General features: G+C 44.4%; 19 protein-coding genes. All 19 read left to right on the top strand.

Features of this window, described 5'->3' with window-relative positions; all coding sequences use genetic code 11:
* Positions 1-101 precede the first annotated feature (101 nt).
* Positions 102-962: an AraC family transcriptional regulator gene (locus R7Q09_RS08910; RefSeq protein WP_005377191.1), complete on the top strand. Its 861-nt coding sequence runs from the start codon at positions 102-104 to the stop codon at positions 960-962.
* 148 nt (positions 963-1,110) lie between these two features.
* Positions 1,111-2,091, top strand: coding sequence for a T3SS regulon anti-activator ExsD domain-containing protein (locus R7Q09_RS08915; RefSeq protein ID WP_318070767.1), 981 nt, complete (start codon positions 1,111-1,113; stop codon positions 2,089-2,091).
* 12 nt (positions 2,092-2,103) lie between these two features.
* Positions 2,104-2,532, top strand: coding sequence for a YscB family type III secretion system chaperone (locus R7Q09_RS08920; RefSeq protein ID WP_318070766.1), 429 nt, complete (start codon positions 2,104-2,106; stop codon positions 2,530-2,532).
* Positions 2,529-4,403, top strand: coding sequence for a type III secretion system outer membrane ring subunit SctC (gene sctC / locus R7Q09_RS08925; RefSeq protein ID WP_005377196.1), 1,875 nt, complete (start codon positions 2,529-2,531; stop codon positions 4,401-4,403). Before R7Q09_RS08920 ends, sctC begins: the two co-directional genes overlap by 4 nt.
* A gap of 5 nt (positions 4,404-4,408) precedes the next feature.
* Positions 4,409-5,710, top strand: a complete 1,302-nt coding sequence (gene sctD, locus R7Q09_RS08930; RefSeq protein WP_017821344.1) for a type III secretion system inner membrane ring subunit SctD — start codon at positions 4,409-4,411, stop codon at positions 5,708-5,710.
* Entirely contained in the window at positions 5,697-5,900 is a 204-nt protein-coding gene (locus tag R7Q09_RS08935; protein WP_005377198.1) for an EscE/YscE/SsaE family type III secretion system needle protein co-chaperone, read from the top strand. The genes sctD and R7Q09_RS08935 overlap by 14 nt, the downstream gene beginning before the upstream one ends.
* An 18-nt stretch (positions 5,901-5,918) precedes the next feature.
* A complete protein-coding gene (gene sctF / locus R7Q09_RS08940; protein WP_005377199.1) occupies positions 5,919-6,167 on the top strand; it encodes a type III secretion system needle filament subunit SctF in 249 nt (82 codons plus the stop codon).
* Positions 6,168-6,170: 3 nt separating this feature from the next.
* On the top strand, positions 6,171-6,530 hold the full coding sequence (locus R7Q09_RS08945) for a YscG family type III secretion system chaperone (protein ID WP_005377200.1): 360 nt from the start codon (positions 6,171-6,173) through the stop codon (positions 6,528-6,530).
* Entirely contained in the window at positions 6,527-7,162 is a 636-nt protein-coding gene (locus R7Q09_RS08950) for a YopR family T3SS polymerization control protein (RefSeq protein WP_213968108.1), read from the top strand. Before R7Q09_RS08945 ends, R7Q09_RS08950 begins: the two co-directional genes overlap by 4 nt.
* 8 nt (positions 7,163-7,170) lie before the next feature.
* A complete protein-coding gene (sctI, locus tag R7Q09_RS08955) occupies positions 7,171-7,515 on the top strand; it encodes a type III secretion system inner rod subunit SctI (protein WP_318070765.1) in 345 nt (114 codons plus the stop codon).
* The gene (sctJ, locus tag R7Q09_RS08960) at positions 7,515-8,261 is read left to right on the top strand and encodes a type III secretion system inner membrane ring lipoprotein SctJ (protein WP_086012989.1); all 747 of its coding nucleotides are present in this window, start codon (positions 7,515-7,517) and stop codon (positions 8,259-8,261) included. Before sctI ends, sctJ begins: the two co-directional genes overlap by 1 nt.
* Positions 8,254-8,919, top strand: a complete 666-nt coding sequence (gene vscK / locus R7Q09_RS08965) for a SctK family type III secretion system sorting platform protein VscK (protein WP_054728547.1) — start codon at positions 8,254-8,256, stop codon at positions 8,917-8,919. Before sctJ ends, vscK begins: the two co-directional genes overlap by 8 nt.
* Positions 8,898-9,536, top strand: a complete 639-nt coding sequence (locus tag R7Q09_RS08970) for an HrpE/YscL family type III secretion apparatus protein (protein WP_318070764.1) — start codon at positions 8,898-8,900, stop codon at positions 9,534-9,536. Before vscK ends, R7Q09_RS08970 begins: the two co-directional genes overlap by 22 nt.
* Positions 9,537-9,721: 185 nt before the next feature.
* On the top strand, positions 9,722-10,153 hold the full coding sequence (locus R7Q09_RS08975; RefSeq protein ID WP_005377206.1) for a type III secretion system chaperone: 432 nt from the start codon (positions 9,722-9,724) through the stop codon (positions 10,151-10,153).
* Positions 10,154-10,156: 3 nt separating this feature from the next.
* Positions 10,157-11,320, top strand: coding sequence for a VopS family T3SS effector adenosine monophosphate-protein transferase (locus R7Q09_RS08980; protein ID WP_318070763.1), 1,164 nt, complete (start codon positions 10,157-10,159; stop codon positions 11,318-11,320).
* 255 nt (positions 11,321-11,575) lie between these two features.
* Positions 11,576-12,022: a type III secretion system chaperone gene (locus tag R7Q09_RS08985; RefSeq protein ID WP_238951949.1), complete on the top strand. Its 447-nt coding sequence runs from the start codon at positions 11,576-11,578 to the stop codon at positions 12,020-12,022.
* A 10-nt stretch (positions 12,023-12,032) separates the two neighbouring features.
* The gene (gene vopR / locus R7Q09_RS08990) at positions 12,033-13,010 is read left to right on the top strand and encodes a type III secretion system effector VopR (protein ID WP_182039229.1); all 978 of its coding nucleotides are present in this window, start codon (positions 12,033-12,035) and stop codon (positions 13,008-13,010) included.
* 230 nt (positions 13,011-13,240) lie between these two features.
* Positions 13,241-13,699 (top strand): CesT family type III secretion system chaperone, encoded by a 459-nt coding sequence (locus R7Q09_RS08995; protein WP_239938701.1) that lies wholly within the window; start codon positions 13,241-13,243, stop codon positions 13,697-13,699.
* A 9-nt stretch (positions 13,700-13,708) separates the two neighbouring features.
* A complete protein-coding gene (locus tag R7Q09_RS09000) occupies positions 13,709-15,187 on the top strand; it encodes a hypothetical protein (protein ID WP_053304391.1) in 1,479 nt (492 codons plus the stop codon).
* The last annotated feature ends 77 nt before the right edge of the window (positions 15,188-15,264 follow it).

Genomic DNA, 15,264 nt, shown 5'->3' on the forward strand with positions numbered 1-15,264 from the left:
TAATTCATACAGCAGTACTTAGAAATAACAACGATCAAAGTAGTGCTTTGAAAGTTTCTCAACATTTGCACTGAGAAACTCAAAATAATGAAGGGTAGAAAATGGATGTGTCAGGCCAACTAAACTCAGAAAGGGTCGACTCGAGTTCACGAAAAATTCGTAGTTTTTCCTGCTATGAAAAATCTGACGAAGTATTTCACTCAGACCAGTCTCACATTGTTGTCGTTCACAATGGTCAGCTTCGAGTTCAAACAGGTGATTGCACAATCGATGTTGCTGCAGAAAATGGGGTATTTCTATCTCAAGGGGATTACTTGTTAGAGTACTCTCCGCTAGATGGGGCATACAAAGCGTCGATTATTGCTTACGACAATGAACTCGTTAGTCAGTTGCTGCAAAAACACAGTGATCTCTTGATGATGCTGCCTAAGGTAGACAAAGTTTGTTCTGGTTTGTTTACTTTTGGTTTGAACATACTCGTTGAACAAGTGCTTTCTAGCATGCAGACGCTTGAGCAACAAGCGTACCCTGATGCCATTATGTGCCTAAAATACGAAGAACTACTCATTCTCTTGCTACACAGCAAAGGAGGAGAATCACTGTATGCGTTGCTGTCACAACAAACAAACCGTACGTCGGAACGGTTACGTCGATTTATGGAACAGCATTACTTAAAAGAATGGAAGTTGACAGACTACGCGCAGGAGTTTGGTGCCAGCTTAACCACTTTTAAAGAGCTTTTTAATGAGCACTATGGCATTTCTCCAAGAGCTTGGATCAGTGAGCGTCGACTACTGCATGCTCATAAACTGCTGTTGACGAGCAAGATGAGCATCGTAGATGTGGCGATGGAGGCAGGGTTTTCCAGTCAGTCTTACTTTACGCAGAGTTACCGTCGTCGTTTTGGAACGACCCCAAGCCGCGTACGTTCGGGAGACGATCAAGTGGCTATCGCGAAATGAAATGACTTGGGACTAAAATTTTCTGACTAATTTTGAAAGTCACTCACCAGTGTAAATTCTATTATGTATCGTGTAACAACGAACGATTAAAAATTATTACATCTCTTTCTTTCTGGATTGTTCGAAAGGGGTGCGGAGACGAACATAAATGAAAAAGCAGCATTGGCGACGCCGTTCGCTTTTTCCAGACAGCATAGTGACACAGCGGAAAGTGACTGTTTTACAAAGAGGAGCTCGTTATGAAAGCGCCTCGAAACCTACGCAGGATCTCAATGTTGTGCACGTCAATCACCGACAATTGTTGAGTGAAGGCGTCATAAATTATGAGCAGTTATCTTTACTTCAACGCTTGTTGGATAGAAATGTCGTCGATAGCCTATGCGCTAGCCAGTTAGTTAAAACGTATCAAAAACTTGGTGCTTCGATAGACCGGTTTGCCATGCGTTTATTTTTGGAAATTGGATCGCAGCTCAGTGATAGCAGCACAATCACAACGTTCGAACAAAGGCTGGACTACATCAACTCTCGTCTGGGCTTTCGCTTTAATTTGGCTGTCCCAAAAACGTTGATGCTTTGTTTCCATTTATCACTCAACGAGTGGATTAACCGACAAGTCGATCAAAGTGCTCTTCATGCTTCGATTAAAGTTGAACAACTTATCAATCAACTCGATATTCAGAAGGAATATTGGTCGAAGCTAACAGGGGAAGACACCAGTGCCGTCTTTGTTCAACAGCAACTCGATCTCATTAAGAGCCAGCAGCATCAACTTAAAAAGCAACTTGGGACGTTAAGCGAACAACAGTTGCAAGTGATTGAATGTCATCGTTCGTTAATTGAGAAGTGGCAACCGTCTTTAGACGAGCTGAAAGGGTTCGCGGAGTACACCTCGACAACCGAACAATTTATTTCTGAGTGGAAAAATTGGTGTTCGGAAGTGCGACTTGAAGCCCCTGAGCTGAACGAAGTTTGGGATGCATGCGATGTGGTTTACAACGACCAAAATGCGGTTGCGAAAGTATGGCAATGGTTCAAGAACATGCAAACTGTTGGTGATATCGATCACTACTATTTTGATACTCAAAGTGGTCAGTGCGGCCAGGCTTGCAATCACCTCAGCCAGATCTAAATAGGGCGTTAAATGTTAGATAAGATGATGAAATCTTTAGCGGAAGCGCTAAAGGTAGGGGATTTTATTGCCTCAGAAAATGGTTCTTACAACATCGAGGTTGACCAGTTATCACTGACCATCAAGCAACATGCGTCATGGATTTTATGGGAAGCGACGTTACCCTTCCAGTTTAAAGAGCATCTAGATTATCAACAAGAACAAGCGTTACAACGTTGCATGCAGCTCTCATTAAAAACCATTCGTGAGGATGGCGGCGTACTGACAACCAATGATGATCAGCAATTGATTTTGCAAAGTAAAGTAAGGGTTGAGGACTGTTCGGTGGAACGGTTCTCTATTTTACTTTCTAAGCACGTCAATCTATGTGAACGTTACATTGCATTATTGGAACAAGAACGCGTGAACCACACAATCAACCATACAGTGTGGTTACCATGATGCTAAAAATCTTTCCCAACATTAGACGTGCTGCAACAAAGGCATTGTTATGCGCAGTGAGTGTTGTTCCTTTGGGATACGCGCAAGCAACAGACTTACACTGGCCCGAACAACCGTTCCGCTACTATGCAGATAATGACTCATTAAAAGAGTTGTTGAATAACTTCGGTGCAAATTATCGTGTCTCGGTTTCTGTTAGTGACAAAGTCAACGATCGAGTGAATGGGCGTTTTACCCCTGAAGATCCCGCGGAATTCCTCGATTACTTATCGCAAGTGTACAACTTGATGTGGTACTTCGATGGTGCCGTCTTACATGTCTATAAGGCGACAGAAACTCGCTCACGTTTACTTCAATTGGAATTACTTACGGCTAGAGAGCTACGCAGTACGTTAATTTCCACCGGCGTTTGGGATTCTCGTTATGGTTGGAGAGCTGCTGAGAGCAAAGGGTTAGTCTATCTTGCGGGTCCTCCACGTTATGTCGACTTAGTGGTACAAACGGCGGAGGCATTGGAAACGCGCTTGCTGCAGAAATCGAATTCAACCGACGAATTATTCGTTGAGATAATTCCTTTGAAGTACGCTTCTGCAACGGATAGAGAAATTGCATATCGAGATCAGACAATTACGGTCCCTGGCATCGCATCGGTGTTAAAACGGGTCGTGTCTGGTGTTCAAACTCAAGTGGCGAGTGCGTCTAGCAAAGAAGTTACCAGTCCAGATAAGCCTGTAAAAAGTAATAAAACCGCCTCAGTTCATGGTGGCGCAACAGTTGAAGCAGAGCCGGGCCTTAATGCGATTATCGTTCGTGATACTCAAGCACGATTACCGCTCTATCGTAAACTGGTCGCGCAATTAGACCAGCCGCAATCAAGAATTGAAGTCGCGCTATCGATTGTCGATATCAGTGCCAACGATTTAAGTCAGTTAGGCGTGGATTGGCGAGCGGGAGTGTCTGTCGGAAACAACCGCATTGTCGATATCAAAACAACAGGTGATGTGAATTCGGGGGATGTGACGCTCGGCAGTGGACAGAACTTTAAGTCCTTGCTTGATTCAACCAACCTAAATTACTTGCTGGCTCAAATTCGTTTATTGGAATCCAAAGGCAGTGCTCAAGTGGTTTCAAGACCAACATTGTTAACTCAGGAAAATGTCGAAGCGGTACTGAACAACAGCAGCACGTTTTACGTCAAGCTGGTTGGTAAAGAAACCGCAGCGCTGGAAGAGGTCACGTATGGCACGTTACTGAGAATTGTCCCACGTATCGTTGGTGATAGATTTGCTGCACGACCTGAAATTAACCTGAGCCTTCATCTCGAAGACGGTGCAAAGATCGCTGATGGTGGCGTCGATGACCTTCCTTCCGTTCGTAAAACTGAAATCAGCACCTTAGCGACGGTTAAACAAGGGCAAAGCTTACTTATCGGTGGTGTGTACCGAGATGAAGTGAGCCATCAGTTACGTAAAGTGCCATTGCTAGGAGACATCCCATATTTAGGCGCGCTGTTTAGAAGTAATACCAATACTAAGCGCCGCACAGTACGAATGTTTATTTTAGAACCTCGAATTGTTGTGGATGGTATTGGCGATAGTGTGTTGATTGGCAACGAATATGACTTGCGACCAAGTATCGGCAAGCTTAACAACATCTCCAACAATAGCGCTGAATTTAAATCGGTAGTGGAAGTCTATAGCTGCACATCGAGGGTTCAAGCCGAGCGCTATCAACAAGACTTATTGTCACAGCAAAAGTCGTCTCAATTAACGCAGTGCCAATTACCAACAGGGCAAAAGGGTTGGCGGGTGAAAGTATTGGAATGTGATGACTCACAAAGTGAGTGTGTGCGCCCTTCAGAGGAGTCTTAACCGCGATGCAGCAATGGAAAATTCGTATTTTATCAGGCGTGCATACCGGAGTAGAAGTCACCTTACCTGAAGGTGCTCTCGTGCTTGGCAGTGACGACTTTATTGCTGATCTTGTACTGTCTGATGCTGGGGTCGAAGCGAACCATTTCACCCTCGTTTGCCAGCAAGACTCGGTCATTTTACGAGGTTGCGAAGAGGCAAATATTAACAGTGAAGACATCGCTGTTGCAGGTGATGGTATCGAGTTGTCACGCCATGCTGTTGTCTCGGTCGGCGTTGTGAAGTTCGCTCTGGGATACGCGGAAGATGCGTTAATTGTGAGTAACGTCAGCGACGAATCTAGCCAACAGAATACACCTGTGGTTGCTGTGCAACGCTCTAGCTGGAAAAAAACAACGCTCATCGCTTTGCTTTGTAGTTTTGTCCCGAGTGTCATTTTTGCCGGTATGTGGTACAGCCAAGCTAACGGAAACAACAATGAAATTGTTACAGAAGCAGAACCCATTGTTTTGGTACGTAACATCTTAGGCGAGCTCAAACTTAGCGACGTTCGCGTGGAATGGAATGCCGCCGCACGCCAAGCAGTCTTAGAGGGCTATGTTGAAGACCGAACACAGAAACTCGATCTGCTTGGTCGAATTGATGTATTGGGCATCAATTACAAAAGTGACTTAAGAACGATGGAAGAAATCCGTCGCGGGGTTCGATTTATTTTGCGCAACCTCGGCTATCACCAAGTGAAAGTCGAAAATGGCGATGAGACCGGCACACTGCTGCTGACGGGCTATATCGATGATGCCAGCCGCTGGAACCAAGTTGAACAAATCTTGGAGCGAGACGTGCCTGGTCTTGTTGCGTGGAAGGTTGAACTGCAGCGAGCGGGTGCCTACATGGATACGCTAAAAGCGTTATTAACGGATGCGGAGTTACTGAAAAAAGTCCAGTTGGTCACCAGCGGTGATCGCATCGAAGTTCGTGGTGAGCTTGATGATATCGAAACGACTCGATTTTACGGTGTGACCCGAGACTTCCGGGAACAATATGGTGAGAAACCGTACTTAGTTTTGAAATCCATACCTAAGGTGAGTAAAGGCACCAACATCGATTTCCCGTTTCGTAGCGTTAACTTTGGCCAGGTTCCATATGTGATTCTGACCGATAACGTTCGCTATATGGTCGGTGCAAGAACGCCTCAGGGCTACCGAATATCCAGTGTTACACCTGCTGGTATTGAGTTGGTTAAAGGCGGGCGGGTGATAACAATAGAACTTGGATATGAAGGCGAGACGAACAATGACAAATCTTGAACAAATTTTAAATAACGACACAAACGGTGCGGAAGTGCACAAGATTAAGAGCAAGCTCTTAGAAGCACAAGCGGTGGTGAAACGTCAGTTGGATTTAGGGTGCTCACCACAGCAGTACCAATTGCTACTCAAACAGTATGAAGCTTACACAGCCGCCCATGCGGTCGTTGAATCATACGAAGCTAACTAAAAAATACGAGGAAGTCTTATGTCATTTTACGATGCTAGTAACAGTGTAAACCTTGATGATGTTAAAGCTAAGTTAGAACAACAAGCGAAAGATGCCAACACAGAAGTGACGGCAGCCATCAAGAACCTAGAAACCAATGCCGATGATCCATCAAAGCTTGCCGAGCTTCAGCACGCGATCAACAAATGGTCTGTTGTTTACAATATCAATGCGACCACGACTCGTGCGATTAAAGATGTGATGCAGTCGATTCTCCAGAAGGTGTAAAGCATGGAACGAGAAACGCGCCAACTGCTGGCTGAAATCGCGCTGATGGCAACAGGTATGCATCGTCATCAAGAAGCCAACACGATTGCAGATGGCCTTGAAGCAAGCTCAGGTTCTGAAGAGACCGTTGCGATGATTCGTGCAATGAGCCTCATGAATAAAGGCTTGTATGAAGAGGCTCATCAATTACTCGAACCACTTTGTAATGCCTATCCAGATCTGATCAGCTTAGCGGCTCTTGCTTCTGCCAAAGCCGGTTTACTGAGCAAAGCGGAAAGCTGGGTAGAACTTGCGTCACAAGGAAGCGAAGAAAGCCAAGCATTTGCTGCGAGCTTTTCTCAGGACATTAGGAATCTTGGATGATAATTGATTCAAGTAACCTAAGTCTTCAACACCAATCTTTGCGTCAGTCGGAGTCGCGCCATTATGAGCGGAGCGATGAAGACAAGATGAAAGCACTCATGGAGCGAAGTGACAAGCAAGAGAAAGTTTCACATGTTTCTCCAAAAGAGACGCTAGAGAAAACAGAAGCCAAACTGGCGGAGATTAAAGCGTGGTACGAATCATTAAAAGACGCAGAGGTTGTCAGTAAACAAAGTGTCTTATCATCGTTAAATGAAGCGTTCTCCGACCCTCAAGTTAAACGAGAGGCAATGTGGTACGCCTTTCATGAGGCGAAGAGTGCAAAAGGCAACGAGCAGCCACAATCTGATTTGTTAAAGGTGTTGAAGCAGGAATTACTAGGGAATTTTTCGGGACAGCTTATTGCCGAACCACCTGCTGATAAAACAGCACTAAAAGCAATGCTAGCGCAGCATTTTCCACTGGGTGCCCAGAAAGAACAAGCCTTATGGCATTGCTGGGCAGAGTTGAAGTCGTTACCTGATATGGCATCAACACTGGACATGGTTCGTGATGAACTTAGCTTCATGATCCAAAAAAATGCGATGGTGAAAAACATCATGACTCACAGTCACAAGTTAGATTTATCTTAGGAGTACATATGATAAACGCGCAGTACACCGAGGTGATGCAAACCAACATTGATAAGTTACAGGATGCGCAAGTCGAAGACGGTTTAAGCGAACGTTTTGAGCAAGCCATGTCGGTTCCCGAGGCAAGTAATGGCCTGGAGGGAGGTTTGCTAGAAAACATCAGCGAGTTGAAAAACACTATCGATAACGCGAAAAGTAACCTGCAAGACAACATGAAGATGGTGGGTGATGATCCGGCGCAATTACTGCAAATGCAGTGGGCGCTGACACGCATTACTTTTCAAGAAGAGCTGATCGCGAAAACCGTGGGTAAAACCACACAAAACGTAGAAACCTTATTGAAGGCACAATAGTGATGATGAATAAAATGAGAGCAGTTTTCATCATGCTCACGTTGTTTCTGGTAGGTTGTCAGACCGAGTTATACACCAACGTTACTCAGAAAGAGGGTAATGAGATGTTGTCGATCTTACTATCCGAAGGTGTCGTTGCAACAAAAGAACCTGACAAAGACAACACCGTCAAGTTAATGGTAGACAGTTCTCAAATCGCCTTCGCGGTAGACGCGCTAAAGCGAAAAGGTTATCCAAGAGAGCAGTTTTCCACACTGAAAGAGGTGTTTCCCAAAGACGATTTGATCTCGTCACCATTAGCAGAGCGAGCACGTTTGGTGTACGCGAAATCTCAAGAGCTCTCCTCAACCTTATCTCAGATTGATGGTGTGCTGGTGGCACGTGTTCATGTTGTTTTGGAAGATCAAGATCTGCGTCCAGGAGAGCGTCCAACTCCAGCTTCTGCCTCCGTATTTATTAAACACGCAGCAGATATTGCGCTTGATTCATATGTTCCGCAGATCAAATTATTAGTGAACAATAGCATTGAGGGGCTGAACTACGATCGAATCAGCGTAGTGATGGTACCCTCATCAGAGGTTCGAGTTGCTACTCAAAACAATCAATTTAAAAGCATTTTGTCGGTTCAGGTCACCAAAGAGACGGCGAATAATCTTATCGCCATTTTGGTGTTCTTGGTAGCGGCACTCATCGGCTCGAATATCGCTACTTTTACATGGTGTCGTAGGAACACGAAGCGTGGTTAAACCAGAAACACCACTCGCGCAGGTACAACACCAGTTTAACTATGCGCCTTGCCAGTACATCCATAGAAGTTGGATAGAGCAAAAGCAGCCTTGGTTACTAAATATCGAAGGCTGGAGAGATAACCCCATGTTCAACCAATGGTGTATCAATGAGTGGGCGTTATCTCCCGTTCCTGAGACGGCTTTTAACAGACCTTGTCATAGTTTGGCATTGCTCCCGACAGACGCGTTGAATCAACTCGTATTGATGGTGGGTGGAGCTTTGCATTGTGTTGCGATGCGAAGCGTTGTCTTAAAACATCCTAAACAGGTTCTGAACAACGTTTTTGGTTTGGAAGGCGCTCGGTTCTTAATTCAAAACGGGCCGATGCTGTTATCCAGCTGGCCGCAAGGCTGGCAGCGTTCGTTACCAGAACTACTGGATGAAAGGTCTGTTGAAGCAAGCATGAGGGCGCTGGGATATTTTTGGATGAGGTTTATTTTGATTAACTCACCGGAAGATGTTGTTCTTCGTTGGCAATTCAAATTGGAAAAGCAACTTAGCGAAAACGCAGAAACAGCTAACTGGTTGGAAGCGGATCAACGAGATCTGGCGTATCGACTCACAAAAAAAATCGCAAAACAGGTTATTCCTCAATGGTTTCATTTGTTGAAATAAAAACAGACAATTTGCAGCTGGCACCTGGCTTAAAGGTGCTGAAAGCGAAAGATTATGCCAGTTATCTGGATTCGCAACACTTAGTTGAAGCCGCGAACTCCAAAGCTGAAAGCATCATTGCTAATGCCCAACAAGCCTACGAAACCGAAAAACAACGTGGTTATCAAGATGGCCTTGCACAAGCCAAGATTGAAAATGCGCAAACGATGGTTGAAACCTTAGCACGTTGTAATGACTACTATCAGCAAGTCGAAGAAAAAATGACAGGTGTGGTGTTAGAAGCAGTACGTAAGATCATCGATACCTTCGATGATGTCGATACCACGGTGAGTGTAGTTCGAGAAGCGTTGCAACTGGTGAGTAACCAAAAGCAGGTCATTTTACATGTCCACCCAGAGCAGGTTGTTGAGGTGAGAGAAAAGGTGGCTGGTGTATTAAGTGATTTCCCTGAAGTCGGTTACGTTGACGTGGTAGTAGATGCGCGCTTGAAAAATGGAGGCTGCATTTTGGAAACAGAAGTTGGGATCATCGACGCCAGTATTGATGGACAGCTGCATGCATTAAAGCAAGCCATGGTGAAGCAGCTCAGCGAGCGTAAAATTACGATTCATGAATGAACCTCAAAAACTCAGCACTTGCTGAGTTTTTTCATTTTAATGCCTTTAAACAAAAAAAATCCGACCATTTCTAAAATATTCACTGCCATAAATCCTTAAGAATACACCTAAGAAAGCTGCTTAGTTGATAAGTCTTGCAACTAAGCAGCGCATCTAAAACAACAAAAATAGGATTATTTAGTCGAATGGCTAATGGATTTATAACTTCTTTACTGACAGATTTTGCCAGCCGCTGCCAATTGGAGCCGTTGGTTTTTGATGAGGATGATTGTTGCCATCTACTCGTTGAGCAAAACACAGCAATCACAATTCGTGCACAAGAAGATCGTGTGACGCTTATCGGGCTGATTTCAGGTAATAAACCGAGTGCTGATATTTTGCATCAACATATGAAAGATGCCTTAACGCAAGGCTCTCCAGCGGTATGCTGGGAGGAAGAGACCGGATATATCGGTTTCATACACCTGCCTCAGCAACTGCTAACTGCATCTTTTTTCGATGAGTCATTTGCGAATTTCATCGAGTGGTTAAAAAGTGCGAATACACAAGAAGTAACCAATAAAACAACCGAAGTACCGGAAACGAATACCACTCATTTTTCCACATTAAGGGTTTAAAACATGATCAGTTTTGGAAGTGTTAGCGCGTTGCAGGCTGCCATGCCGCAAGCTCGTAACGAGATACTTAACCAAGGTAAGCTGAGTATTGGTGGCAAAGAATACCAAATCAACGCAGCGACCCAAGAATTTACTCGCGCCAATCCTACGAATGGTGCAGTAGCGCGATTTTTTGAAGCGACAGGAAAACTGTTTCGCGAAGGTAGCCCACAATCGGTAGCGAAAGCCCTTACAAAAGCCGTATTTGATAATGAGCAAGGACAAGCTCAGCGTTTACAAGCTGCTTCTTCTGTTGAGCATGGACAAATGTTCTTCAAAGATGGAAGCATAAAAACCGCATCAGATGTCTTAAATGCCTTTGCGAAGTTAGACAGTAAATCAGTTCAGTTGAACTCTGCTGAGCTAAACCAGTTAGCAGAGCGAGCGATGACAGAGGCAATGTTAGAAACCGATTCTGGTAAAAACCTCACATCACTGATTGGCGAAAGTGCAGCGAAGTCGCTTGCTGGACGTGTAGTAAAAGACTACGGCGGTGGTGTATCTGCAGCGCAGAAAAACCCGGCAGGTAGCATTAATCAAATGCAAGCGGTGTTTGATATGGAGGTGATGCATCTTAAATCGGCGCAACGTCATATCGAAGGTCTAGCAAGCACCGATCTAAGCCAAGGTGTATACGCTGAAGGACTGGCGGAGGGTGCGTTTAACAAAAGTGGCGTAACCAATAATGTTGAAAGAGCTGCGGCGTGGATCATTAATGCTTCTAACTCTAAAGGAAACGATGCCGAAAATATTACGTCTTTACTGAAAGAATACGCGTCTAATAGTAAAGATTTATTGAATATGGAAAACCTAAAAGAGCTACACGCTCGATTGGTGCCTAATGTTGAGCGTGATTACCGAGGGCCAAATATTTCGGGTGGCACTTTGCCGTCAAGTATTGGCGGTGAGGGCATGTTAAAGCAGCACATTGAAGGCTTTTTGAAAGAGAACCCTGTAGAAGATAAAGACTTAGGTAAACATTTGTTCGCCGGAGTTATCGGGTACCATGGCTTTACCGATGGAAATGGTCGCATGGGGCGCATGCTATACGCGATAGCAGAACTTCGTAACGACTCGTTCAATCCTTTAGCTATGGATGCAGAAAATAGCCTTCACGGTATTAAGTGATTTTCTACTTCTATTTAATTTTCGGAGCGGCGATTGCCGCTCTTTTATTTTCCAGCTTAACCTTAATTTTTCTTCTCAATAAAACGGCTAATAGCAATAAAAATGAGACGTTGAAATAAAGTGTCGGTTTCTATCTCGCCATAAAATCTCTTTTATCCTTATTCGCTTATTTAAATGAGCCGTTATACCCAAGTGGCTTCGCTGCAATAAATATATCGATGTCACTTAGTTATAATAAATTAGACAGGACACAACATGGATACAGGAAATATTAATATGCTTCTCTCTGAGCTAGGAGAAGTGCTGAACCTTGAGCGCGTGACAGCGTATGACGATCAAATGTGGTCACTGCATTTTGCTGAAAACAACAGTGTCGATGTTCTGCTCGTAGAGGAAAAAGGCGAGTTATTGATTTCCAAAAACCTGCTTATAGAACAAGATGATATTACGCTAGATAAACTTCAAGTTTTACTTGAATACAACTTCTTGTATCGAGAAACAGGTGGTGTGCAGTTTTGTGTGAATCCAACACGCAAAGACGTTGTTCTTCAAGTTGCTATCGCGGCTGGAAGTGAACTCACCAACATTGCTAACTTAATCATTCAGTTGAATGAATTAGTTGATACTTGGGTACAGTTATTTCAAAACAACACGGTTGTAGATTTTAGCCAAACAGACGTACACGCATTTATTCAAGTTTAAGGCATCACACATGGTCAATATTAATACATCGCACATGCACTCGTTGAGTCAGTTAACGTCACATTTGGCGACACAAAATCAAGCTGACGACAAAGAGGTTCGAGCACACAACGGCAAAGATATTTTTGTTAAAGAGGGTGCACCAAAAAATAAAAGTATCAGCGCGCGTATTAGCCACCAGAATAAAGCGAAAGATATTGTAGTGAGCCTGCTTACTAAGCAGGGTATTCCTAAAGATGTTGCGAAGCTCATGCTGAAAAATGTGTTGAATGGTGAAAACAAGTTAACGCTTGGGAGTCTGAAAAATCTTGAGAGATTGTCGTCTGGTCCTAGCTCAAATTGGCCAACTGCACAAACGGCAGCCTCTTCTTCCAAAACCAATAAAGCTTCATCGAGTGTCGCGCTTATCAACGAACATAAAGCCAACCTTCAAAAGCTTGGTGATTTTGCCTGTACGGACTTAAATACGTTCGGTGTTAAGGGGTCACAGTTTTATGAAACAAAAGGAAAGCCACGACTAAAAGAGCTTCACGCGGATCAAGCGCGAATCATGCAAGATCACAGAGCGACGATGTCCGCAAACGGAGTTCAAGCTGCAGCACAAAGAGGAACCGCACCGCAATTAAGCACTCTACAGAACATTGCTAAGGCAGTACAAACCGCGAAAGCCGGCTGCTGTACTACATTTGCCTTTGCTGCCGCCGCTGAGATGATTCAAGGCATGTCAGGAACACCTGAAAGTGAACCCAAAGTAGAAGTGGTTGCGTTTAAAAAGGGTCATTCAGGTACACACCTTTATGTACTGGTTGGTCGACAAGAGGGGAGCGACATAAAAGATCCATCAACGTGGAGTAAGGATGTGAAAATTGTTGACCCGTGGGCGACATCTGCATTCGGTGCACCAATGTTTGGAGATGCACAACGACCACCTGTTTCGAATATGTTCCCGCCAACAGAAGTCATTTTTGATAGCCATAAACTGGGTTAGTCACTCTGCAAAAGAAGTGAGCAAATACATCATGCTAAGCATCTAACCTTTATTGAAAGAGCAGCTCTGAGCTGCTCTTTTTTATTACTCTGGCAACTCGTTTTTAGAGCGAGATTTCTGCGGAAAACCTCACAATGCAGGCGAAAAAGTGACAAAAATAAAGCCATTACCGACATCGTTCAACCTGCAATCGTTGTTCAATAGAGTTATTGAAACAAAAGGAAAAAGTTATGAAGACGATTCAACAACTGCTCTTGGAGTTTTGCCAACTCAATGAGTTGCCCGAACTGAACTTTGAAGAAAATGAACGTTGTCAGCTACTGGTCGATGATCGCTACATGTTGTATTTCATCGCGACAGATACGGATGATTTGATGTTGTCTGTAACGTTCGGAAGGTTAGAAAAATCCGGTGAACAACGACTAAAAGGTTTAGAGCTTCTTGCTCATGCTAACTATCAAGGAATTGGTAGTGGCAGCCTCGCACTTGCTTTGGCTCCAAACGGTCGACAGCTTGTCTTAGCAGGACGTAAACCCGTTGAGCATCTAAATACGACGAACCTTACCGCTTGGTTTCACGAAGTTATTGAACAGACCGAGCTGTGGCAAGCGCGTTTCGCAATGTTGGATCAAGCGATTCCAACCACCTCTAATCATGAACAAGCTCATGTTCAATCACTTCGTGTGTAGGAGAGAAAAATGGTTAATACAACACAAAAAATCAGCCAAAGCCCAGTACCTGATCTAGAGCAGTTTCGTGCAGTTGCTGCGCAAAAAGATGACCGAGTGATCAGTAAAAGAGGTGAAGTAAAAGAACCTTCCACATTCCACAAAGGTCATAAGTTTGCTTCTATTCACGAAGGCGTATTGAGAAGCAAATACACTAAGTTTTTCCAAGAAAACATCAAAACTCACCTTGATTTAAAGCAGGCGCTACTTAAGCAAGAAAAACCTGAGGTTGCGCTGTTGGCTTACTCCCTAGTGAGTCCTTCAGGCTATCGCGGTGAGCCACTTACTGAGCGTAAAATCTTAGAAGTTGTCAGCCTATTGGATGAAATAAAAGTGAGCAGCGATACGTACCAGCAGCTTAAAAATACGTTTGATGCGATCAGCAAAGATCCGCGTATGCAGGTGAGTTTAGAAGCCCAGTATCCAGGAAAAATGGATGGCTTCGCTGCTGAACTGTTACAGATGGGCAAAGAAAAGCTAAAAGGTTCTGGTGTGAACGCCGTTATTAACTTGGCATTACCTGGCGTTGGCTTATTGATTTCTACAGGTCGAGAGCTGCACAAAGCGGCCGTAAATGGTGATGCTGAGGCTTACCATCATCAGTTAGAACAAATTTCACAGCTGCCAGGGCGAGATCAACGTCTTTCTATGCCGATGCAGCAAACCTTGGCTCAAGGTCATGCGATACTGTCGGCTGAAGGTGGCATTGGAGCTACGTTAGGTATGGCGACGGGGAGCCTGGGCACGTTCGGTGTTAGCTCTGTAGCAACGGTGGGCGTCACACCGATAGCAAAAGAGGCAATCGGTTCTGCGGCAACGACTGCTATCATGAGTGGCGGTGGCTTTGTGGCGAACCAAGCTGGGGCATACGGGTTAAATACGGAAGTAAAAGAGCAACTTATGCAAGGCGAAATGTCTGGTGTTTTACCTAGACTTGAAGTTTCCAATGCAAAAGGAGACTTTACCTTCAGTATGCAAGATCCGGCTTCTGTCCGCGCATTAATGGCGTACCTTGGCCCTAAGGAGGATACTGCAATGACTTCTCCTCAAGCGCCTAAAGAAGCACAAGAGATGGAAGCCGCTCGATTAACACTGAAAAAGATGTTGGGTTCAGAGCCAAGTGAGCACTTGGTTCCTGACGTAGATTCTATCTTGAAGCTAAGCCCAGAGGATGCACCAAGTAAAACCGAGTCTATTGCTAACGGGGCGTTTAAAAAACTGTTAGGAGAAGATTGGGATTGGCTCATGCCAGCTGTTCGAGCGATTGATAAAGGGGAAGCAAGTAAAATAAACGAAAAGCTAACCTACAAGCTCCCCCTAGATGCAGCAAACGGACGAGTTTATCTTGATAAATGCCCAAACCTGAGTGACGTCCAGTTAGATGCGCTAGAAAAACTAGGCTCACCAAGTCAATTGCGATTGATGTACTTGGCTGAAGGCTGGGTGTAATTTCAAATGGTAAAGTAGGGGGTAGGTGCTGCTCCTTACTTTATCTACCGTCAGCGTTCCTTTTTGGGGCTGGCTCA

It is taken from the genome of Vibrio sp. 2130-1, from assembly GCF_033339515.1.

Bases quoted from the DNA above. Each gene is read 5' to 3' on its own strand.
- R7Q09_RS08910 (WP_005377191.1), top strand. From the start codon at position 102: ATGGATGTGTCAGGCCAACTAAACTCAGAAAGGGTCGACTCGAGTTCA.
- R7Q09_RS08915 (WP_318070767.1), top strand. From the start codon at position 1,111: ATGAAAAAGCAGCATTGGCGACGCCGTTCGCTTTTTCCAGACAGCATA.
- R7Q09_RS08920 (WP_318070766.1), top strand. From the start codon at position 2,104: ATGTTAGATAAGATGATGAAATCTTTAGCGGAAGCGCTAAAGGTAGGG.
- sctC (WP_005377196.1), top strand. From the start codon at position 2,529: ATGATGCTAAAAATCTTTCCCAACATTAGACGTGCTGCAACAAAGGCA.
- sctD (WP_017821344.1), top strand. From the start codon at position 4,409: ATGCAGCAATGGAAAATTCGTATTTTATCAGGCGTGCATACCGGAGTA.
- R7Q09_RS08935 (WP_005377198.1), top strand. From the start codon at position 5,697: ATGACAAATCTTGAACAAATTTTAAATAACGACACAAACGGTGCGGAA.
- sctF (WP_005377199.1), top strand. From the start codon at position 5,919: ATGTCATTTTACGATGCTAGTAACAGTGTAAACCTTGATGATGTTAAA.
- R7Q09_RS08945 (WP_005377200.1), top strand. From the start codon at position 6,171: ATGGAACGAGAAACGCGCCAACTGCTGGCTGAAATCGCGCTGATGGCA.
- R7Q09_RS08950 (WP_213968108.1), top strand. From the start codon at position 6,527: ATGATAATTGATTCAAGTAACCTAAGTCTTCAACACCAATCTTTGCGT.
- sctI (WP_318070765.1), top strand. From the start codon at position 7,171: ATGATAAACGCGCAGTACACCGAGGTGATGCAAACCAACATTGATAAG.
- R7Q09_RS08970 (WP_318070764.1), top strand. From the start codon at position 8,898: ATGGTTTCATTTGTTGAAATAAAAACAGACAATTTGCAGCTGGCACCT.
- R7Q09_RS08975 (WP_005377206.1), top strand. From the start codon at position 9,722: ATGGCTAATGGATTTATAACTTCTTTACTGACAGATTTTGCCAGCCGC.
- R7Q09_RS08980 (WP_318070763.1), top strand. From the start codon at position 10,157: ATGATCAGTTTTGGAAGTGTTAGCGCGTTGCAGGCTGCCATGCCGCAA.
- R7Q09_RS08985 (WP_238951949.1), top strand. From the start codon at position 11,576: ATGGATACAGGAAATATTAATATGCTTCTCTCTGAGCTAGGAGAAGTG.
- vopR (WP_182039229.1), top strand. From the start codon at position 12,033: ATGGTCAATATTAATACATCGCACATGCACTCGTTGAGTCAGTTAACG.
- R7Q09_RS08995 (WP_239938701.1), top strand. From the start codon at position 13,241: ATGAAGACGATTCAACAACTGCTCTTGGAGTTTTGCCAACTCAATGAG.
- R7Q09_RS09000 (WP_053304391.1), top strand. From the start codon at position 13,709: ATGGTTAATACAACACAAAAAATCAGCCAAAGCCCAGTACCTGATCTA.